Source organism: Albimonas pacifica (assembly GCF_900113695.1).
Lineage (GTDB): Bacteria > Pseudomonadota > Alphaproteobacteria > Rhodobacterales > Rhodobacteraceae > Albimonas > Albimonas pacifica.
This window is the reverse complement of the sequence record NZ_FOQH01000002.1, coordinates 298,096-318,390: the sequence shown is the minus strand read 5'-3', so window position 1 is coordinate 318,390 and position 20,295 is coordinate 298,096. Positions and strand designations below refer to the sequence as shown.

Here is a 20,295-nt window from a genome sequence, read left to right as displayed (position 1 = left end):
GCGGCGGATCGCCGAGGCCCCCTCCCGCGCATCGCGACCGCGGTCGAGAGGCGTGCGACGGCGCGACGGGGGGGCGGGAGGCGCCGGGTCACTCCTGGAAGAACTGGGAGAAGATCGGCAGGGCCGCGGCGCCGATGGCCCGGGCGTTGCCGCCGACGCGGGCGGCCTCGATCCGCGGCGCGACGAGGCCGCGCATGTCGAGGCCGGCCAGCGCCTCGCGCGCCCGCGTCACGATGGCCTCGCGCACCGGGGCGGGGAAGGCGCCGTCGATCAGCACGGCCTCGAAGTCGATCACCGCGCAGACCGTGCGCGCCGCCTCCGCCAGCTCCAGCGCGGTGCGCGCGATCCAGGGCTCGACCTGCGCGGCGAAGGGCGACCAGTCCTGCGGCTCGGACCACAGGCGCGCGCCGTCGCCGCCGGCGCGCACGATCTGCGCCTCGAGCAGGTGGATCGAGGCGGTGTCGAGCAGCTGCGTGCGCCGCCCGTCCGCCCCGATCGCGGGCAGCGAGCCGAAGGCCCCCGCATTGCGCCGCCCGCCCACGATCACCGAGGAGTTCATCACCACGCCCCCGCCGATGAACGAGCCGATGAAGACATAGGCGTAGTCGCCGAACTCCCGCCCGCGGCCGAAGGCATGTTCGGCCCGGCAGGCGGCGGTGGCGTCGTTCTCGGTGAACAGCGGCAGGTCGGAGAAGGCCGCGATCTCCTCGGCGAAGTCGACGTCCTGCCACACCGCCAGTTCGTCCGAGGCGCCCAGCGCCTCGACCCAGCGCCAGAGCTCCGAGGGGGCGGCGATGCCCAGGCCGCACAGCGAGTCGCGCTGGCGGGGCGAGAGGCCGGCCGACAGCGTCTCCATCCCCTCGCGCAGGAAGGCGAAGATCCGGTCGGGCATCGGGTAGCGATAGGCGATGCGCCGCTGCTCCAGCACCGCGCCGTGCAGGTTCATCACCGCCAGGTCCGAGGTGCGCCGGCCCAGCTTCAGCCCGAACGACAGCGCCCCGTCGGGATCGAGCGCCATCGGCGTCGAGGGCTTGCCCACCCGCCCGCGCTGCGGCGCGCCGCGGCGGAGAAAGCCGTCCGCCTCCAGCCGGCGCAGGATGTTGGAGACGGTCTGCGGCGACAGCTCCGCCAGCTTGGCGAGCTCGGCCCCCGGCATCTCCCCGTGGCGCTGGATCAGCGACAGGATCAGCCGCTCGTTATGGGCGCGCACGCCGGTCAGGTTCACGCCCGGCCTCAGGCTCCGGATTTCGGTGTCCTTCATCGCGTCTCGCCCGCCTGTGCCCCGCTCCGGCCGTCACCATGCCTGCTCCCGATTTGTATATCAAATGGATTTATTAATTGACGCGAGGGCGCGAATCCCTCATCCAAGGGCATGCGCCGGTCGCCGTGCCGCGGCCGGGGAGGACACGCCGGACGCCAGCGAGCCGGCGAAGACAGATCTCGGGAGGATCACCATGAAGACGCTTCTCGCAGCCGCCTCGCTCGCCACGATCGCCGCCGTCTCCGGCGGCGCGGCCCAGGCCGCGGACATCTCCGCCTGCCTGATCACCAAGACCGACACCAACCCGTTCTTCGTGAAGATGCGCGAGGGCGCGGAGGCCAAGGCGAAGGAGCTGGGCATCGCGCTCAACAGCTACGCCGGCAAGGTCGACGGCGACAACGAGGCCCAGGTCAGCGCGGTCGAGACCTGCATCGCCAACGGCGCCAAGGGCATCCTGATCACCGCGTCCAGCACCTCGGCCATCGTCCCCTCGCTCGAGCAGGCGCGCGCCGCGGGGATCCTGGTGATCGCGCTCGACACGCCGCTGGACCCGATCGAGGCGGCGGACATGACCTTCGCCACCGACAACTTCCGCGCCGGCGAGCTGATCGGCCGGTGGGCGGCTGCGAAGCTGGGCGCGGACGCCGCGGACGCGAAGATCGCGATGCTCGACCTCGACGTCTCGCAGCCCACGGTGGGCGTGCTGCGCGACCAGGGCTTCCTGACCGGCTTCGGCATCGACGTGAAGGACCCCGGCCGGTGGGGCGACGAGGACGACCCCCGCGTGGTCGGCCACGACGTGACCCAGGGCAACGAGGAGGGCGGCCGCAAGGCGATGGAGAACCTGCTCGCCCAGGATCCCTTCATCAACGTCGTCTACACGATCAACGAGCCCGCCGCCGCCGGCGCCTACGAGGCGCTGCGCTCGATCGGGCGCGAGAACGACGTGCTGGTGGTCTCGGTCGACGGCGGCTGCCCGGGCGTGCAGAACGTGGCCGACGGGGTGATCGGCGCCACCTCCCAGCAGTATCCGCTGCTGATGGCCTCCAAGGGCATCGAGGCGGTCAAGGCCTGGGCCGAGGACGGCGTGAAGCCCCAGGCGACCGAGGGCAAGGACTTCTTCGACACCGGCGTGACCCTGATCACCGACGAGCCGGTGGACGGCGTGGACTCGATCACCTCCCAGGAGGGGCTCGCGCTCTGCTGGGGCTGACCCCGCCCGGTCGGGGCGGCCCTCCGCCGCCCCGAACCTGAACCCCGACCCCTGACCCAGCGAACGGCGAGGCGCCCCCGCGCGCCGCCGCGACCCGCGCAGAAGGCGCGCGCGAGCCGTTCCGAGGAGGCGACGATGACCGACGCGGATCGATTTGAAGACGTGGTCAAGACGCGGCGCGAGGAAAGCTTCGCCGAGTTCGACGACCAGCACCGGGGCCTGTTCGGGCGGTTCCACCACGCGCTGCACGCCACGCCCTCGCTGGTGCCGCTGATCGTGCTGGTCTCGGCGCTGGCGGTGTTCGGGATCGTGCTGGGGGAGAAGTTCTTCTCGCCCTTCGCGATGACCCTGATCCTGCAGCAGGTGCAGATCGTGGGCGTGCTCGCCGCCGCCCAGTCCCTGATCATCCTGACCGCGGGCATCGACCTGTCGGTCGGCGCGACGGCGGTGCTGTGCTCGGTGGTGATGGGCCAGTTCACCTTCCGCTACGGGCTGCCGCCGGTCGCGGCGGTGGCCTGCGGCATGGCCGTGGGCACGCTGATCGGGGCCGCCAACGGCTGGCTGGTCAGCCGCATGAAGCTGCCCCCCTTCATCGTCACGCTGGGCATGTGGCAGATCGTGCTGGCGGCGAACTACCTCTATTCCTCCAACGAGACGATCCGCGCCCAGGAGATCGAGACCGAGGCGCCCTTCCTCCAGTTCCTGGGCCTGAAGCTCCAGGTCGGGGGGGCAACCTTGACGCTGGGCGTGGTGCTGATGCTGGTCCTGGTGCTGGTCCTGGCCTATGCCCTGCGCTCGACGGCCTGGGGGCGGCACGTCTACGCGGTCGGCGACGACCCCGAGGCCGCCAAGCTCGCCGGCGTGAACGTCCACCGCACGCTGATGTCGGTCTACATGCTGGTCGGCTTCATCTGCGCGCTGGCGGGCTGGGTGATGATCGGCCGCTTCGGCTCGGTCTCGCCCTCGGCCACGACCGGCGTGATCGGCAACATCCAGTCCATCACCGCGGTGGTGATCGGCGGCATCTCGCTGTTCGGCGGGCGCGGCTCGATCCTCGGCGCCTTCTTCGGCGCCCTGATCGTGGGGGTGTTCGAGCTCGGCCTGCGGATGTCGGGCGCCGACCCGCAGTGGACCTATCTCCTGATCGGCGTGCTGATCATCGCCGCCGTGACCGTGGACCAGTGGATCAGAAAGGTGACGGCATGACCCGGCCCATCCTGGAGGCGCGCGGCCTCGTGAAGCGCTACGGCAGAGTGACGGCGCTGAACCATTGCGACTTCGACCTGATGCCCGGCGAGATCCTGGCGGTGATCGGCGACAACGGCGCGGGCAAGTCCACCCTGATCAAGGCCCTGTCGGGGGCGATCCGTCCCGACGGCGGCGAGATCCTGCTCGACGGCGAGCCGATCGCCTTCGAGACCCCCAACGACGCCCGCCGGGCGGGGATCGAGACGGTCTACCAGACGCTGGCCATGTCCCCCGCGCTCTCGATCGCCGACAACATGTTCATGGGGCGCGAGCTGAAGATGCCCGGGATCCTGGGCTCGGTCTTCGGCAAGCTGGACCGGCGGCGGATGGAGGACTTCGCCCGCGAGAAGCTGGCCGAGCTGGGCCTGATGACCATCCAGAACATCAACCAGGCGGTGGAGACCCTTTCGGGCGGCCAGCGCCAGGGGGTGGCGGTGGCCCGGGCGGCGGCCTTCGGCTCGAAGGTCGTGATCCTCGACGAGCCGACGGCGGCGCTGGGGGTGAAGGAAAGCCGGCGCGTGCTGGAGCTGATCCAGGAGGTCCGCTCCCGCGGGATCCCGATCATCCTGATCTCCCACAACATGCCCCACGTCTTCGAGGTCGCCGACCGCATCCACGTCCACCGTCTCGGCCGACGCCTGTGCGTGATCGACCCCAGGGACTGCACGATGTCCGACGCGGTCGCCTACATGACCGGCGCCAGGGAGCCCGAGCCCCTGGCCGCCTGACGCGCGGCGTCCGCGACGCCCCGGGGCCGCCCCCGCGGCCCCGGGGTTTCGCGCCGGACCGGCGCCCCTCCGCCCCCCGGCCTGCACGCAGGCCCGGAGGGCCGCAGGGGGCCCTTGCGGACCGGATCGGGACCTTCCCCGGGGGGCGCGGCGCGGCGGCCGGTCCCCCGGCGCAGGTCAGCGCAACGCCGTTTCCGACAGCCGCCGCCAGCTCTCCATGGCCGGGCGCAAGGCGCGCTCCACCTCGGGGTCGAGCCGCGGCGGGGGCGCGTCGGAGGGCGGGGCGAAGCCGGTAGAGTCCGCCAGCGACCCGTACCAGTGCGCCGCCCAGACCCCGTCCGAGGGGCGCAGGCCCGGCGCCCAACCCAGCATCGCCTCATCGAACGGCAGCCCCAGCGCGGCGCACAGCGCCGACAGCACCCGGCGGGGGTCGCGGCGGATGTCGGCGGCGTCCACCACCGGCGGCGGATGGCCGAGACGCGCGGCGACGAGGTCGAAGATCTCCTGCTGGCGGGCGAAGCCGAGCTCGGACTCGAGATAGCCCGCCCGCTTCGCGCCGAAGCTCGCCGCCACCTCGCGCGGGTCGCGGATCAGGAAGGCGACGGCCGCCCCCTCCATCCAGTCGAAGTCCATGCCGGGCAGCATGTGCTGGACCATGTGCTTCTCATAGCGCAGGCGGCCGGGGGGCGGGGGCGCGGCCAGCGCGCGCGCGGCCTCGCGCCAGTCGGCGGGCTGCGAGGCGATCACCGCCTCGCGCATCGGGTGGTCCAGCCCGGTCGCCGCGAGGTAGGCGGCGTAGAACGGCTCGTCGACCACGTCCGTCGCCGCGCGGTTCCCGAAACTGCGCATCATCGCCGAGCTGAGGTTGCGCGGCCCCGACCACATCACCACCCGCATCAGTCGAGCCCGACATCGCGGCGCACCAGCGCGCGGTAGAGCTCCTGCAGCTTCCGCGTCACCGGCCCGGCGGTCCCGTCGCCGAAGGCCCGCCCGTCCAGCTCCGCCACCGGCGTCTGGCCGCCGAAGGTGCCGGTCACGAAGACCTCGTCGGCCCCGTAGGCCTCGACCAGCGAGAAGTTCTTCTCGAAGGCGGGGATCCCGGCCTCGCGCGCCAGCATCAGCGTCTTCGCGCGGGTGATGCCGTTCATGCAGTAGTCGCCGGTGGAGGTCCAAAGCTCCCCCTTGCGCACGATGAAGACGTTGCAGGAATTCGTGGTGTTCACGAAGCCATGGGGGTCCAGCATCAGCCCCTCGTCGGCGCCCGCCTTCTCGGCCTGCACGGCGGCCAGCACGCAGTTGAGCTTGGAATGGGAGTTCAGCTTGGGGTCCTGGCTCATCGGCAGGCCCCGCACCTGCGGCACGGTGACGAGCCGCAGCCCCCTGCCCGCCGTCGCCGGCACGGAATGCTCGGCGATGATCACCATCGTGGGGCCCGAGCGGCTGAGCGAGGGATGCTGGAAGGGCCGCGCCTTCACGCCCCGCGTGACCATCAGCCGGGCGTGGGCGTTCTCCTCCATGCCGTTGGCGGTCCGCACCTCCTCCAGCGCGGCGACGATGCCGGCGCGGTCGCGCCCGAGGTCGAGGTCGAGGGCGCGCGCCGCCTCGAACAGGCGGTCGAGGTGGTCGTCGAGGAAGGCCCATCGGCCGTTGTGCAGGCGCAGCCCCTCCCAGATCCCGTCGCCGAGCAGGAAGCCGGAGTCGTAGACCGACACCGTCGCCTGCGCCCGCGGCCGCAGCGCGCCGTCGACCCAGATCAGGATGGTCTCGTTGCGCGCGTCCACCTCGGCGGCATGAGCGGCGCCGCCGGATCCGGCGGTCTGGGCGTCTGGCATCGGGCTTGGGCTCCGTTCGCATCTGGGGCGGGGCGGGCATGATCGGCCGGCGGCGCGGGGCTCCGCAAGGGGCGGCGCGCGCCCTGCGCGGGGCCGGTTGTCCTCGCGGCGGCGATGGGCGCATCTGGGCCGGGGCCGGCCGCCGCGAGTCGCCGCGCCGCCTTCAGGCGGGGCGGCCGCGCCGGGACGACGGATGCAGGAGGGTTGCGCATGTTTCACCCGTGCGAGTGCGGAAGCGGGAAGACCTACGCCGGATGCTGCGGCCGGCTGCACCTGGGCGCCCCGGCGCGCGACGAGCAGGCGCTGATGCGCGCCCGCTACTGCGCCTTCTGCCGGGGCGACGAGGCCTACCTGCGCCGGAGCTGGGCCGCGGAGACGCGCCCCGCGGACCTGAGCCTGGACCCCGCCCAGACCTGGACCGGCCTGACGATCCTGAGCCACGAGACCGAGGGGCCGGACACGGCGCGCGTCCGCTTCACCGCCACCTGGCGCCGCGGGGCGCGCAAGGGCCGCCTGACCGAGACCAGCCGCTTCCGCCGCGAGGGACCGGGCTGGGTCTATGTCGACGGCGACCTGGACTGAGGCCGGGCGCGCGCCCGGTCGTCGCTCCGCCTCCGGGCGCGCAGCCGCGCCGACGCAAGGAGCGGACGGCGGCGGCCCGTCCCTCCGCCCCCCGCGACCGGCGCTCCCGACGCCCCGCGCGCGGCGCCCGATGGGCCCCGCGCGCCGTCAGTCGCGGTAGTCCGGAGCGCTGCGGTCGAGCTGGCGGCGGACGCTGGCCATGTGCAGCTTCGCGCTTTCGGGATCGCCCTCGCGCATCTGCGCCGCGGTCCGCCGCGCGACGTCCTCGGGGATCGGCAGCAGCGGGCGGCCGGTGCTCATCGCCTTGAGCTGCACCTCGGCCGCGCGCTCGAGGTAGTAGAGGTCGTCCCAGGCCTCGGCGATGGTGGGCGCGCAGACCATCACGCCGTGGTTGCGCATGAACAGGATGTCGGCGTCGCCCAGGGTCGCGGCGATCCGGTCGCCCTCGTCGGCGTCCAGCGCCAGGCCGCCGTAGTCGCGGTCCACCGCCACCCGCCCGTGGAACTTCAGCGCGGTCTGCCCCGCCCAGACCAGCGGCTCGCCCTCGACCATGCTCAGGGCGGTGGCGTTGGGCATGTGGGTGTGGAAGGCGGCCCCGACCCGGGGCGAGGCCATGTGCAGGCGGGCGTGGATGTAGAAGGCGGTCGCCTCCGGCTCCCCCTCCCCCTCCAGCACATCGCCGTGGAAATCGCAGATCAGCAGCGAGGACGCGGTCGCCTCGTGGAAGCTCAGCCCCAGCGGGTTCACGAGAAACAGGTCCGGATGGCCCGGCACCACCGCCGAGAAGTGGTTGCAGATCCCTTCCTCGAGCCCGAGCCGCGCGGCCATGCGCAGGCTGGCGGCGAGGTCGAGGCGCGCCTCGCGGATCTCGTCGGTGTCGAAGGACACGTTGCGCCGTGCGCCGGGCCCGCCCCGGGGCGTTGCAAGTTGGTGCGCCATTCGGTTTCGCCTTCCTGTCGTCGGTCTGGTCCAGCCGCGCCCGGTCCGGATCGAGGCGCCGGGCGCCCCGCCGCGGCTGCGGCCGCCCGGCGGGCGCCCGCGCCGCGGATCCGCGCCGCCCGGCTCGCCCCCCGGATACCAACCCGACGCGCGCGCACATGCAAACCCCGCGCACGGCCGCAGGCCCCGGCGGACGTCGCCCCGGGCCGCCCCGCTCATGGACCGCGCCCCGCGCCGCGATCCCGTCCGCCCGCGGCCCCCGCCCGCATCGCGCGCCCGGCGCAGCGGCGCGGCGCGCCGGTCGCCCGTCTTCCCCGGGACCTGCGCAGCCTTCGTGCGGCGCATGGAATGGGCGTCGGTCGCGCCCGGCCCGAGCCCGGCCGACGAGAGCCGTTCCTGCAGAAGCCCGGCGTGCCGGCGGGGCGCGCAGGGCGGATCGTCGGAAGGTCGCGGGGGGGGCGGGACGGCGCCTTCGCCGCTCCGCCCCTCCTCATCGCCGGCGCCTTGCCGGCCGCATCAGGACGGCATGGCGACGCCGCGCCGCGGCGGCGCGGCTCGAGCCCGCGACGGACGCCGCCCCCCGCCCATGCCCGCGGCGCCCGAACACGTGCCGCGACGCATGAACCTCCGTGGACATGGCCGCCGCAGGCGGTCGCTTATTTCCAGGGGGTTACAAGGTATTTCTCGCCCGTCTTCATCGCGCGATAGTCGATCACGGCCTCCTTGGTCAGCATCTCCTCGAGATCGACCCGCTTCTTGTAGGTGCTGGCGAAGGTCGTCGTCAGGTTCTCGAGCACGCGCTTGCGCATCCGCCCCACGATCTCCGGCCCGGCCGATTGCAGGAACGGGAACAGGAGCCAGCCGGACAGGGTCCAGCCGAAGCCGTAGCTGGGCGTCAGGATCGTCGCGCCCGTGTCCAGGCGCCCGTAGATGAACATGCGCTTCTTCTGGTTGGAGCCGTAGCGCGAATACTCGGTCATCTTGCCGACCGCGACCTGCTCCATGGCCTTGAAGACGCTGTCGACCGTCTTCCCTCCGCCGATCGGATCGAAGCCGTAGAAGGCCTCGGCGTCGTCGATCGCGGTGCACAGCCGCTGCATGAAGTCGTCGTCCGACGAATTGACCACATGGGTCGCGCCGAGCTGTTCGAGCAGCGCGGCCTGGTCCGCCTTGCGCACCAGGTTGACCAGCCCGATCCCGTCTTCCCGGCAGATGCGGGTCAGCATCTGGCCCAGGTTGGAGGCCCCGACCGTGTGCAGGATCGCATCCTGCCCGTCCATCTTCGCATTCTCGACGAAGCCGAGCGCGGTCATGGGATTGACGAAGCTGCTCGCGCCGTCCTCGGCCGAATGATCGTCCAGCGGCAGGCACATCCCGGCGTCGGCGAGGCAATACTGGCTGTAGGCATGGCCCGGCACGCAGGCGACGCGCCGCCCCATCAGCGCCTTCGCCTTGTCGCCGTCGCCTGTCGCCACGACCGTGCCCGCGCCCTCGTTGCCGGCGGGAAGCTTCAGCCCGTGGCGCGCCCTGGACGCCGAATTGAACGGCTCGGGCACGGTGGCGACGTACTTGCCGGGCGAATAGTCCGCGTTTTCGAGATCGGCCGCGCCCACCAGGATGGCGAGATCCGACGGATTGATCGGGGCCGCCTCCATCCTCACGAGCACCTGATCGCCGACAGGGTCGGGGAACGTCGCATCCTCGATCGCCACGGTGAGCGTGCCGTCGCTCTCAAGCGTCGTGAAGAGCTGCTTGCCGGTGGTGCTCATGCCGAAGTCTCCAGGTCTCGTGATCGGGATGCAGGGGGGCTCGGACAGAGGGCCCGACGCCCATGTCCTGCGCCGCCATCGAACACGACCCGGACCCGGGCGGCAATCCCGACGCGAACCTCTCCTCCCGGCGCCCGCGCAACCTGCATGACGGGACGGCGGCCTTGTCCGCACGGCCGCCCGCCTCGGGAACCGTCGTGCCGCGCGACGCATGACAGGCGCCTTCGGCGACGCCGCGGGGCGGCGGCGCCCTCGGCGCGACGGTCCGGCACGGACCCGTCGGGCCCCGGGTCGGAACCGGCGCAGGGGCCGCCCGGGCCGGCGCGAGCACGCCGCCGGCCCGGGCGCGGGCGGGTCACTGCTGGATGACGTCGGCCCAGTCGGGGCGGCGCAGGGACCGCGCCCGCACGAAGGGGCACAGCGGCACGATGCGCCGGCCGGCGGCGCGGGAGTCGGCGACCAGCCGGTCGGCCAGGGCCGCCGCCGCGCCCATGCCGCGCATCGAGTCCGGCACCGCGGTGTGATCGGCGATGATCAACGCCTCCGAGACCTTGGAGAAGGTCAGCTCGCCCTCCCCCTCGACGCCGGCGATCCGGGCGACGTAGCGGCCCTTGGAGCCCTGGTCCTCATAGATGATTTCGACGGCGGCGTCCGACATCGGAGCGGTCCTTTCGTGCAGCCCGGGCGACCGGCCCGGGCGGGAGGGAGACGTCGGAACGGTCGGCGACCGCCCCGGTCAGGTCAATCCGGCAGGGGGATATGCTCGTCGCGGTCGTCGACCGGCAGATCGAAGCGGCCCTCGCCCCACTTGCCGGCGCGCCACTCCTCCTTCGCCTGCTCGATCCGTTCGAGCGAGGAGGCGACGAAGTTCCACCAGATGTAGCGCGGCCCCGGCAGGGTCGCGCCGCCCAGCAGCATCAGCCGGGCGCCGCGCGGGCCGGCCTCGATGGCGATCCGGTCGCCGGGGCGGAACACCATCATCCGCCCCGCCTCGAAGGCCTGGCCGGCGACGAGGATCGAGCCCTCGACGATGTAGATGCCGCGGTCCTCGTGATCGTCGGGCATCGGCAGCCGGCGGCCGGGGTCGAGCTTCGCGTCGGCGTAGAAGGTCTCGGAGAACATCCGCGCCGGGGCCCGCGCGCCCCAGGCCTCGCCCAGCACCAGGCGCACCGAGACGCCGGCGTCCTCGATCATCGGCAGGGCGTCGCGCCCGTGATGCTCGAACATCGGGTCCATGTCCTCGTCCCGGTCGGGCAGCGCCAGCCAGGTCTGGATGCCGAACAGGCTGCTGGGGCCGCTGCGCGCGGTCGAGGTGGTGCGCTCGGAATGGGTGACGCCGCGCCCGGCGACCATCCAGTTCAGCTCTCCGGGGCGGATCACCTGGTCGGCGCCGGTGCTGTCGCGGTGATGGAAGTCGCCGCGGAACAGGTAGGTGACGGTGCCGAGGCCGGTGTGGGGGTGCGGGCGCACGTCGACGCCCTGGCCGGTCAGGAACTCGGCCGGGCCGGCCTGGTCGAAGAAGATGAAGGGGCCGACCATCTGCCGTTTGGGCGCGGGCAGCGCGCGGCGCACCTCGAAGCCGCCCAGGTCGCGGCTGCGCGGGACGATCAGGGTCTCGATCGCGTCGAGCCCGGCCCCGTCCGGGCAGCCGGGCTCCATCGCCGGGTTCCAGCTCATGCGCGTTCTCCTTGTGCGTCGATCCTGGGGGGGAACCTGCGGCGCGGCCGCCCGCGGGGCTAGCCCCGCCGCGCGCCGAACTGCGTCGCGGCGGGGGGAACGCGCGCTCAGGCGATGGCGCCGGCGTCCGCGGTCAGGGTCGCGCCGGTGATCACGCTGGCGGCGGGGCTGGCGAGGAACGCCACGGCGTTCGCGATCTCGCGCGGGTCGGCGTAGCGGCCCAGCGAGGTCAGGCTGCGCTGGCCCTCGGCGGCCGGGCCGTCGGCGGGGTTCGACTCGGTGTCGGTCGAGCCGGGCTGGACGAGGTTCACGGTGACGCCGCGCGGCCCCAGCTCGCGCGAGAGGCCGCGGGTGAACGAGGTCAGGGCGGCCTTCGACATCGCATAGGCGGTGACGCCCGGGAACGGCACCCGCTCGGCGAGACCCGAGCCGATGGTGACGATGCGCCCGCCGTCGCCCAGGTGCGGGATCGCCGCCTTCGCGAACAGCACCGGGGCGCGCACGTTGACGTCCATCAGCGCCTGGAACGCGTCGAGGTCGAGCTCGGCGATGGGGCCGTAGTGGCCGACGGCGGCGCTGTTGACCAGGATGTCGAGCCCGCCGAGCGCCGCGACCGTCTCCTCGACGGCGCGGGCGATCGCCTGCGGGTCGGCGCTGTCGGCGCGGATCGCGACGGCGCGCCGCCCGACCTTCGCGATGGCGGCGGCCACCGCTTCGGCGCGGTCGGCCGAGGCCTGGTAGGTGAAGGCGACGTCGGCGCCGGCCTCGGCCAGCGTGCGGACGATCGCGGCCCCGATGCCGCGCGACCCTCCGGTGACCAGGGCGCGCTTGCCGGTCAGATCGATCATGTCTGGGCTCCTTCCTTGCGGATGCAGGTGCGGCGGACGGCGGACCGCGCGGCAGGCGCGCGGCCTCCGACCGCCTGGCGGAGGAGGTGAGGTCGCGGATCGTGCGACGACAGCGTCGGACGGCGGGCAGCTGTGTTCCGGCTCGGGGAACGCCGGAGGCGCGGGGGCCGACCGGGCGCGGCCCTCAGCGGCCGCCCCAGATGTCGGCGGCGCCCTTGAAATACTCGACCATCATCTCGGTCAGCACCCGCACCTTGCGCGACGGGTGCTGGCCCGGCGGGCGCACGACATAGGCGGCGGCGGGCGGCACGCGGTAGCGCGTCATGATCGGGATCAGCGCGCCGGAGGCCAGATGCTCGTGGGTGATGCAGTCGGGCAGCCAGGCGACGCCCAGCCCCGCCGCCGCCGCGGTGGCGAGCGCGATCGCGCTGTCGGCCTTGTACCGTCCCTGCGGCTGGACCGTGACGACCGTGTCGCCGTCCAGGAACTGCCAGGCCTCGGTGCCCTGCATCAGGGCCTCGTGGTTGACGAGGTCGGCGGGGGTCTCGGGTTCGCCATGGGCGGCGACGTAGCCGGGGCTGGCCACCAGCTTGCCGTGGATCGCGCCCACGCGCCGCGCGATCAGGTTGGAATCCGGCAGGTAGCCGCCGCGGACCGCGCAGTCGAACCCGTCGGCGACCAGGTCGACGTAGCGGTCGCTGTAGACGGCATGGACGTGCAGGCCCGGGTGCAGGCGCGCCATCTCGGCGAGCACCGGGGCGAAGTGGGTCGGGCCGAAGGTCAGCGGCATCGCCACCCGGAAGCGGCCCTGCAGCTGGCCGCTGGGCAGGATCGTCTCGCGCGCGGCGTCGATCTCGGCGGCGGCCCGGGCGGCGTGGTCGCGGAAGGTGACGCCGGCCTCGGTCAGCGCCGCGCCGCGGGTGGTGCGCGCCAGCAGCTGCGCGCCGAGCTCGGATTCGATGCGCAGCAGCCGGCGGCTGACGATCGACTTCGAGACGCCCAGCCGGCGCGCCGCGGCCGAGACGCCGCCCGCGTCGGCCACGGCCACGAAGGTCCTGAGGTCCTCGATATCCATTCCGGCGTTCCCCGGTTCGCGACACAGCTCTGCAGGCGCCGACGCTATCGCATCGGGAGGGAGAACGACAGATTGCGCCGAGGCGAGCGGCGGCGGCCGGCGCCCCCCGAGATGTCCCGTGCAATCCGGAAAGGAAACCCAGTGGCCCCCCGAAACGGTCTCGACTCTCTTCTGCGTCCCGAGGACTCGGTCCTCGTGCTGATCGATCACCAGCCCTACCAGCTCGCGAACCTCAACAGCCACGACCCCCACATGGTGGTGAACAACTCGACCGCGCTGGCCAAGGCCGCGAGGGCGTTCGGGGTGCCGACCGTCCTGACCACGGTCATCGCCGACCGGGGCGGCAGGATCTTCCCGCAGATCGCCGACGTGTTCCCGGGGCAGGAGATCATCGACCGGACCCTGATCAACACCTGGCAGGACCCCAAGGTCGTGGACGTCGTGAAGGCGACCGGGCGCAAGCAGCTGATCATCGCGGGCCTTTGGACCGAGGTCTGCGTCGCCATGCCCGCGATCCAGGCGCTGGGCGAGGGCTGGGACGTGACGGTGGTCACCGACGCCTCGGGCGGCACCTCGATCGAGGCGCACGAGGTCGCGATCCAGCGGATGAGCGACGCCGGGGCGAACATGATGACCTGGCTCGCGGTCGCGGCCGAATGGCAGCGCGACTGGGCGCGGACCGAGACGGCAGGCCCGCTCGCCGACCTGCTCGTGCAGCATGCCGGCGGCAGCGGCATCGCCTTCCTGTGGGAGCAGCAGCTGCTGGCGACCCCGGCGCCGTCCGCCGCCGAGTGACGCAGGCGGGGGGAGGCGGGCGCAGGCCCGGTCCTCCCCCTCCCTCGGCCGGGCGCAGGACCCCGGGAAACGCAGGCGCGCGGCGCGGGCTCGACCGCGCCGCCGGGGATCGCGATGGCCCCGTTCCCGTCGCGCCGTCCCGCCTGTCGTCGCGACGCCGTCCCGCCCGCCCCCTTCTCCCGTCGAAAGGACGCCGCAGATGACCCTGGACAGCTTTCCCGTCGGGCTCGAGATGGACGTCGCCTATCCGCAGTTCCGCGTCTCCCTGACCCTGCTGTCGACCACGCGCCTGCGGTTCGAGATCCGGGAGGGGCCCTTCGCGCGCACCGAGGAGGTCGACATCGAGGTCGCGCCGCTGGGCGGCGGCCTCTTCGCGGTCAGCTGGCAGGAGGCGGACGGCGCGACGGTGGTCAACCTCCAGGACCACGACCGCCGCGTGGTCTCCTCCTTCGCCACCCTGCCCGACGGCCGCTTCCTGCGGATGAGCGGACCGTTCGAGGTCGTCCGCCCCGCCGACCGCCCCTCCGACGACCGCCCCCGCCGCAACACGGCGCTGGTGCTGGAGGCGATGACCGCGCTGTTCCAGCGCCACGACGCCTCGGCGGTCGGTCGCCTCTACGCCGCGGACTACGCCCAGCACAATCCCGACATCCCGCAGGGCCGCGACGCGCTGCAGACGATCGTCGAGAGCCTGTCGCCCGAGGTCCGCTACGAGCCGGGCCTGACGATCGCCGAGGGCGACCTGGTCGCGATCCACGGCCGCATCCACGGCTGGGCCTCGGCGCCGCAGGTGGTGGTCGACGTGTTCCGGATCGAGAACGGCCGCCTGGCCGAGCACTGGGACGTCCTGCAGGCCGAGGTCCCCGCGACGCGGAGCGCCGCCGGCCTCGCGATGTTCGACCCCCGGGAGGCCGAGGCGCGCGCCCGCCCGCAGGCGGAGCGTTCCCCGCGGCCGGTCGCCGGGACCGGGCGGACGCAACCCGATGAAGCAGGGAGAGCATGATGGCGGAAGCGGGCCTCGGCCAGATGATCGGACCCGCCGTGGTCCTGATGGGCGCGGCGGTCGTCGCCGTGCCGCTGTTCCAGCGGGTCGGGCTGGGATCGGTGCTGGGCTATTTCGCCGCCGGCCTGCTGGTCGGGCCCTCCGTGCTGGGCCTGTTCACGGACGCCGCCTCGATCCTGCATTTCTCCGAGCTCGGCGTGGTGATGTTCCTGTTCGTGATCGGACTGGAGCTGCGGCCCCGCAAGCTGTTCGCGATGCGCGGGCAGATCTTCGGGCTGGGGCTGGTGCAGGTGGGGCTGGCGATCGCGGCGCTGGCGCTGGCGGGGGTCGGGCTCTTCGGCCTGTCGGGGCCCGCGGCCTTCGTCGCCGGCGCCGGCTTCGTGCTGTCCTCGACCGCGATCATCATGTCGCTGCTCCAGGACCGCGGCGAGATCGCGGGGGCCGAGGGCCAGAAGTCCGTCGCGATCCTGCTGTTCGAGGACCTGATGATCGTGCCGCTGCTGGCCGTGGTCGCCTGGTTGTCGCCGCTGGCGCAGGAGAGCGCGGGCTGGCTCGACGCGCTGCTCAAGCTCGCGGCGCTGCTGGCGCTGGTGGGCGGGGCGCGCTCGGGGCTGAACCCGTTCTTCGCCCTGCTGGCGAAGGCCCGCACGCGCGAGGTGCTGACCGCCGGCGCGCTGCTGGTGGTGCTGGGCGCGGCCATGCTGATGGAGGCGGTGGGCCTGTCGATGGCGATGGGCGCGTTCCTCGCCGGGGTGATGCTGTCGAGCTCGAGCTATCGCCACCAGATCGAGAGCGACGTCGAGCCGTTCCGCGGCCTGCTGATGGGCCTGTTCTTCCTCGCGGTGGGCATGTCGCTCGACCTGGGCGTGCTGGCGGCGGAGTGGCCGCTGGCGCTGTCGATGCTGGTCGTCTTCACGGCGGTGAAGGGCCTGCTGGTCCACGCGGTGGCGCGCCTCTTCGGCGCGGACCGGCGGGCGGCGCTGCGCCGGACGTCGATGTTCATGCAGGGCGGCGAGTTCGCCTTCGTCCTCTACACCGCCGCGCTCGCCGGCGGCGTGATCGACGCGCGCGAGAGCGCGGTCTTCGCCTCGGTGGTGATCCTGTCCATGGCCCTGACCCCGCTGCTGATGGCCGCGGCGGACCGGCTGCTGCGGGGACAGGTCTCGATGGACGGGGTCGAGCCTGCGCAGGACCTGGGCGGGCGGATCCTGCTGGTCGGCTTCGGGCGCTTCGGCCAGATCGCCTCGCAGCCGCTGCTGGCGCGGGGCGTGGATCTCGCGGTGATCGACCGGGATCCCGACCGGATCCGCGACGCGGCGCGCTACGGCTTCAAGGTTCATTTCGGCGACGGCGCCCGGCTGGACGTGCTGCGCCGCTCCGGCGCGGCGGAGGCCGAGACGATCCTGGTGTGCATCGACGAGCCCGCCGACGCGCTGCGCATCGTCGAGCTGGCGCAGCACGAATTCCCGCAGGCGAAGCTGCTGGTGCGCAGCCGGGACCGCGCCCATGCGGTGGAGCTGATCCGCGCCGGCGTCGACCGCGAGATCCGCGAGACGGTCGAATCCGCCTACCTGATGGGTGCGGAGGGCCTGCGGTCCCTGGGACTGTCCCAGGCCGACGTGGAGGAGACGACCGAGGACATCCGCCGACGCGACGCCCAGCGCCTGTCCGAGCAGGTGCAGGGCGACGCCATGTCGGGCGCCGAGCAGCTGATCCTCCGCCCGGTCCCCGAGCCCCTGAGCGGACCTGCGGCCCCCGCCTCGTCCGACCGGTAGCCCGTCGCGAGACCCGTGGACGCAACGCATCGCTCGCGGCGCGCCGACCCCGCCCCCGCGGACGTCCCCCGGTTTCGGGTCGGGCTGTTCTCCCTTGAGGCGAGACGCGGATGCGCAGGCGCCGGTTCGTCGACGCCCGCGGGTCGCCGACCGTCTTCCCGCGAGGCGATGACGCCCCGCCATTTGCATCGGCGGCCGCCGCGCGCCTGCGTCCCGAACGCTCGGCGAGGGGGAGCACGCGCCGCCTCCAGGCCCCGCGAAGCCCCTCGCTTCGGCCGGTGGCGGCCTTTCGGTTGCCGGAACGGTCGAAAGCCCGGGGCGAAGGTCAATTCATGGAGGCCGTTACGACACGGCCCGCCGGTCGATCACCCGCACTTCGAGTAGCCGCAGGACAGGCAGGTCTCGCAGCCCTCCATCATCTGCATCGCGTATTCGCCGCAGCTGGGGCAGACGGCGCCGGGGGCCTCGCCGACGGCGACGGCGCGGGCCTGGGGGTCGGTCTTCAGGGCCAGGCCCTCCCCCTCCAGGAAGCCGGTCTGGATCATGTGCTTCTCGATCACGCCTCCGATGGCGGCCAGGATCGAGGGGACGTAGCGCCCCTCCATCCAGGCGCCGCCGCGGGGGTCGAAGACGGCCTTCAGCTCCTCGACCACGAAGCTCACGTCGCCGCCGCGGCGGAACACGGCCGAGATCATCCGCGTCAGCGCCACCGTCCAGGCGTAGTGCTCCATGTTCTTGGAGTTGATGAACACCTCGAACGGACGCCGCCGGCCGCCCACCACCACGTCGTTGAGCGTGATGTAGATCGCATGGGCCGAATCCGGCCAGGTGATCTTGTAGGTGCGGCCCTCCAGCGCCTCGGGGCGGTCGAGCGGCTCGTGCATCCACACCACCTCGCCGTCGCGCGCGGCGGAGAGGTCGGCGGGGCGGCGCCCGGCCTCTTCGGGCGGGGAGGCCGCGGTCTCGGGCGCCGGGGCCGAGACGGTCAGCACCGAGCCCGTCACCGCGTTCGGCCGGTAGGTCGTGCAGCCCTTGCAGCCCGTGCGCCAGGCCTCGAGGTAGACGTCCTTGAAGGCCTCGAAGGAGATGTCCTCGGGCACGTTGATGGTCTTGGAGATCGAGCTGTCGACCCACGCCTGCGCCGCCGCCTGCATGCGGACGTGGTCGGCGGGGGTCAGGGTCTGGGCGTCGACGAAATGCTCGGGCCAGGGGGCGTCGCCGTGCAGCTCGCGCCAGAGGGCGAGGGCCTGGTCGACGACCTCCTCCTCGGTCCGCGTGCCGTCGCGCTGCAGCACCTTGCGGGTGTAGGCGAAGGCGAAGACCGGCTCGATGCCCGAGGAGACGTTGCCGGCGTAAAGGCTGATGGTCCCCGTGGGCGCGATCGAGGTCAGCAGCGCGTTGCGGATGCCGTGCGCGCGCACCGCCTCGACCACGTCCTCGCCCAGCGCCTGCACCGAGGGCGAGGCGCAGAATTTTTCAGTGTCGAAGAGGGGGAAGGCGCCCTTTTCCTTCGCCAGCTCGACCGAGGCGAAATAGGCCGCCCGCGCCAGCGCCTTCATCCAGGCGGAGGTCTGGGCGACGGCCTCGTCGGAGCCGTAGCGCAGGCCGGTCATCAGCAGCGCGTCCGCGAGCCCGGTGACGCCCAGCCCGATGCGCCGCTTGGCCTGCGCCTCGGCCGCCTGCTGGGGCAGCGGGAAGCGGGAGGCGTCGACCACGTCGTCCATCATCCGCACCGCGACGCCCACCAGCTCGGAGAGCTCGGCCTCGTCGATATGGGCGCCCGGCGCGAAGGGCTCGCGCACCAGGCGGGCGAGGTTGATCGATCCCAGCAGGCAGGCGCCGTAGGGGGGCAGCGGCTGCTCCCCGCAGGGGTTGGTGGCGGAGATCGTCTCGGCATAGGCGAGGTTGTTCAGCCGGTTGATCCGGTCGATGAAGATCACGCCGGGCTCGGCGTAGTCGTAGGTGGCGCGCATGATCCGGTCCCACAGCTCGCGCGCGCGCAGGGTGCGGTAGGTGCGGCCCTCGAAGACCAGGGGCCAGTCGGCGTCCCGGGCCACCGCCTCCATGAAGGCGTCGGTGACCAGGATCGAGAGGTTGAAGTTGCGCAGCCGCGCGGGGTCCTTCTTGGCCTCGACGAAGGCCTCGACGTCGGGGTGGTCGCAGCGCAGCGTCGCCATCATCGCGCCGCGCCTCGCGCCGGCCGACATGATCGTGCGGCACATCGAATCCCACACGTCCATGAAGCTCAGCGGGCCGGAGGCGTCCGCGCCGACGCCCGCCACCGAGGCGCCCTTGGGCCGGATGGTCGAGAAGTCGTAGCCGATCCCGCCCCCCTGCTGCATGGTCAGGGCGGCCTCCTTCAGCGCCTCGAAGATGCCGCCGAGGTCGTCGGGGATCGTGCCCATGACGAAGCAGTTGAAGAGGGTGACGGATCGCCCGGTGCCCGCGCCGGCCAGGATCCGGCCCGCCGGCAGGAAGCGGAAGTCGCGCAGCGCCGCCTCGAAACGGGGGGTCCAGGCGGCGGGGTCGGCCTCCTGGGCCGCGAGCGCGCGCGCGACGCGCGACCAGCTCGCCTCGACATCGGCGTCGATCGGCTCGCCGTCCGGGGTCTTGAACCGGTACTTCATGTCCCAGATCTGCTCGGCGATCGGGGCGTCGAAACCGGACATGCTGGGCCTCCGCGCGCTGGGGTCCACCAGATATGGGGAGGGGCGAGGGTAATTCGAAGGGGCGCCGCCGGCAAGGCGGACGGCTGGAAGATCCCGCCCCCCGCCTGCCCTCTCCCGCCTGCCCGCCCCCGTTCGCCCCGCCGGCGCGCCGCCCCGGGGCGCAGCCCCGCGAGGGGGACGGCCGGGCGGGGCGATGCGGCGGCGCAGCCGCCGCGAGGGCCGCCCGCGCCGGCCCCTTGCCGCCGCCGCGCCGCCGGTCGATAAGACCGGGCCATGGCCAAGCTCTACTTCAACTACTCGACGATGAACGCGGGCAAGTCGACGCTGCTGCTGCAGGCGTCGCACAACTACCGCGAACGGGGGATGCGCACCCTGCTGCTGACCGCCCGCCTCGACCAGCGGGCGGGCGAGGGGCGCATCGGCTCGCGCATCGGCATCGGATCGGAGGCCGAGACCTACGTCCCCGGCGACGACCTCTTCGCCCGGATCCGCGACCGTCTGGCCGACGGCCCGCTCGCCTGCGTGCTGGTCGACGAGGCGCAGTTCCTCGAGCCGATCCAGGTCAGGCAGCTCGCCTGGGCCGCCGACGACCTGGGCGTGCCGGTGATGGCCTACGGGCTGCGGGTGGACTTCCGGGGCGAGCTGTTCCCCGGCTCGGCCGCGCTGCTGGCGCTCGCCGACAGCCTGCGCGAGGTGCGCACCATCTGCCATTGCGGGCGCAAGGCGACGATGGTCGCCCGCGTCGGCCCCGACGGCAAGGCGGTCACCGAGGGCGCGCAGGTCGAGATCGGCGGCAACGACCGCTACCTCTCGCTCTGCCGGCGGCACTGGCGCGAGGCGGTGGGCGAAGGCCCGGAGGGCTGAGCGCCCCCTGCCCCGCG

At 73.1% G+C, this 20,295-nt stretch carries 18 protein-coding genes; 8 read left to right on the top strand and 10 right to left on the bottom strand.

The window, feature by feature from the left end; all coding sequences use genetic code 11:
• Positions 1–88: 88 nt before the first annotated feature.
• Positions 89–1,261 carry an ROK family transcriptional regulator gene (locus BM064_RS04240; RefSeq protein WP_092858196.1) on the bottom strand — a complete coding sequence of 391 codons (1,173 nt, stop codon included), beginning with the start codon at positions 1,259–1,261 and terminating at the stop codon, positions 89–91.
• Between the two features lie 193 nt (positions 1,262–1,454).
• Between BM064_RS04240 and BM064_RS04235 the strand changes: the two genes are divergently transcribed.
• The 3 genes from BM064_RS04235 (at position 1,455) to BM064_RS04225 (ending at position 4,450) form a co-directional block, all read left to right on the top strand.
• On the top strand, positions 1,455–2,474 hold the full coding sequence (locus BM064_RS04235; RefSeq protein WP_092858194.1) for a sugar ABC transporter substrate-binding protein: 1,020 nt from the start codon (positions 1,455–1,457) through the stop codon (positions 2,472–2,474).
• 135 nt (positions 2,475–2,609) lie between these two features.
• Complete coding sequence (locus BM064_RS04230; RefSeq protein WP_092858192.1) at positions 2,610–3,680, top strand: ABC transporter permease; 1,071 nt, start codon at positions 2,610–2,612, stop codon at positions 3,678–3,680.
• Complete coding sequence (locus tag BM064_RS04225; protein WP_092858190.1) at positions 3,677–4,450, top strand: ATP-binding cassette domain-containing protein; 774 nt, start codon at positions 3,677–3,679, stop codon at positions 4,448–4,450. The genes BM064_RS04230 and BM064_RS04225 overlap by 4 nt, the downstream gene beginning before the upstream one ends.
• A gap of 177 nt (positions 4,451–4,627) precedes the next feature.
• Here BM064_RS04225 and BM064_RS04220 read toward each other — a convergent pair whose 3' ends face one another.
• Both BM064_RS04220 and BM064_RS04215 read right to left on the bottom strand, forming a co-directional pair.
• The gene (locus BM064_RS04220) at positions 4,628–5,347 is read right to left on the bottom strand and encodes a sulfotransferase-like domain-containing protein (protein ID WP_092858188.1); all 720 of its coding nucleotides are present in this window, start codon (positions 5,345–5,347) and stop codon (positions 4,628–4,630) included.
• Positions 5,347–6,282, bottom strand: coding sequence for an aminotransferase class IV (locus tag BM064_RS04215; RefSeq protein WP_092858186.1), 936 nt, complete (start codon positions 6,280–6,282; stop codon positions 5,347–5,349). The genes BM064_RS04220 and BM064_RS04215 overlap by 1 nt, the downstream gene beginning before the upstream one ends.
• A gap of 210 nt (positions 6,283–6,492) precedes the next feature.
• Here BM064_RS04215 and BM064_RS04210 point away from each other — a divergent pair, with 210 nt between their 5' ends.
• Positions 6,493–6,864, top strand: a complete 372-nt coding sequence (locus BM064_RS04210; RefSeq protein WP_092858184.1) for a YchJ family protein — start codon at positions 6,493–6,495, stop codon at positions 6,862–6,864.
• A gap of 147 nt (positions 6,865–7,011) precedes the next feature.
• Here the strand turns inward: BM064_RS04210 and BM064_RS04205 are convergent, their stop codons facing one another.
• The 6 genes from BM064_RS04205 to BM064_RS04180 form a co-directional block, all read right to left on the bottom strand.
• Entirely contained in the window at positions 7,012–7,803 is a 792-nt protein-coding gene (locus BM064_RS04205) for an aldolase (protein ID WP_092858182.1), read from the bottom strand.
• Positions 7,804–8,459: 656 nt separating this feature from the next.
• Positions 8,460–9,572 (bottom strand): zinc-binding dehydrogenase, encoded by a 1,113-nt coding sequence (locus BM064_RS04200; RefSeq protein ID WP_092858180.1) that lies wholly within the window; start codon positions 9,570–9,572, stop codon positions 8,460–8,462.
• A 355-nt stretch (positions 9,573–9,927) separates the two neighbouring features.
• Positions 9,928–10,230, bottom strand: a complete 303-nt coding sequence (locus tag BM064_RS04195; protein ID WP_092858178.1) for a GNAT family N-acetyltransferase — start codon at positions 10,228–10,230, stop codon at positions 9,928–9,930.
• A gap of 83 nt (positions 10,231–10,313) precedes the next feature.
• A complete protein-coding gene (locus BM064_RS04190; RefSeq protein WP_092858176.1) occupies positions 10,314–11,249 on the bottom strand; it encodes a pirin family protein in 936 nt (311 codons plus the stop codon).
• 107 nt (positions 11,250–11,356) lie between these two features.
• Positions 11,357–12,097, bottom strand: a complete 741-nt coding sequence (locus tag BM064_RS04185) for an SDR family NAD(P)-dependent oxidoreductase (protein ID WP_092858174.1) — start codon at positions 12,095–12,097, stop codon at positions 11,357–11,359.
• 184 nt (positions 12,098–12,281) lie between these two features.
• Positions 12,282–13,172, bottom strand: coding sequence for a LysR family transcriptional regulator (locus BM064_RS04180; RefSeq protein WP_092858172.1), 891 nt, complete (start codon positions 13,170–13,172; stop codon positions 12,282–12,284).
• Positions 13,173–13,313: 141 nt separating this feature from the next.
• Here BM064_RS04180 and BM064_RS04175 point away from each other — a divergent pair, with 141 nt between their 5' ends.
• The 3 genes from BM064_RS04175 (at position 13,314) to BM064_RS04165 (ending at position 16,745) form a co-directional block, all read left to right on the top strand.
• A complete protein-coding gene (locus tag BM064_RS04175) occupies positions 13,314–13,967 on the top strand; it encodes a hydrolase (RefSeq protein ID WP_092858170.1) in 654 nt (217 codons plus the stop codon).
• A 199-nt stretch (positions 13,968–14,166) separates the two neighbouring features.
• On the top strand, positions 14,167–14,970 hold the full coding sequence (locus tag BM064_RS27745; protein WP_218160949.1) for a nuclear transport factor 2 family protein: 804 nt from the start codon (positions 14,167–14,169) through the stop codon (positions 14,968–14,970).
• Complete coding sequence (locus BM064_RS04165) at positions 14,970–16,745, top strand: monovalent cation:proton antiporter-2 (CPA2) family protein (RefSeq protein ID WP_177236139.1); 1,776 nt, start codon at positions 14,970–14,972, stop codon at positions 16,743–16,745. The genes BM064_RS27745 and BM064_RS04165 overlap by 1 nt, the downstream gene beginning before the upstream one ends.
• A 365-nt stretch (positions 16,746–17,110) precedes the next feature.
• Here the strand turns inward: BM064_RS04165 and BM064_RS04160 are convergent, their stop codons facing one another.
• Complete coding sequence (locus BM064_RS04160) at positions 17,111–19,414, bottom strand: adenosylcobalamin-dependent ribonucleoside-diphosphate reductase (RefSeq protein ID WP_092858168.1); 2,304 nt, start codon at positions 19,412–19,414, stop codon at positions 17,111–17,113.
• A gap of 273 nt (positions 19,415–19,687) precedes the next feature.
• Here BM064_RS04160 and BM064_RS04155 point away from each other — a divergent pair, with 273 nt between their 5' ends.
• A complete protein-coding gene (locus BM064_RS04155; protein ID WP_092858166.1) occupies positions 19,688–20,278 on the top strand; it encodes a thymidine kinase in 591 nt (196 codons plus the stop codon).
• The last annotated feature ends 17 nt before the right edge of the window (positions 20,279–20,295 follow it).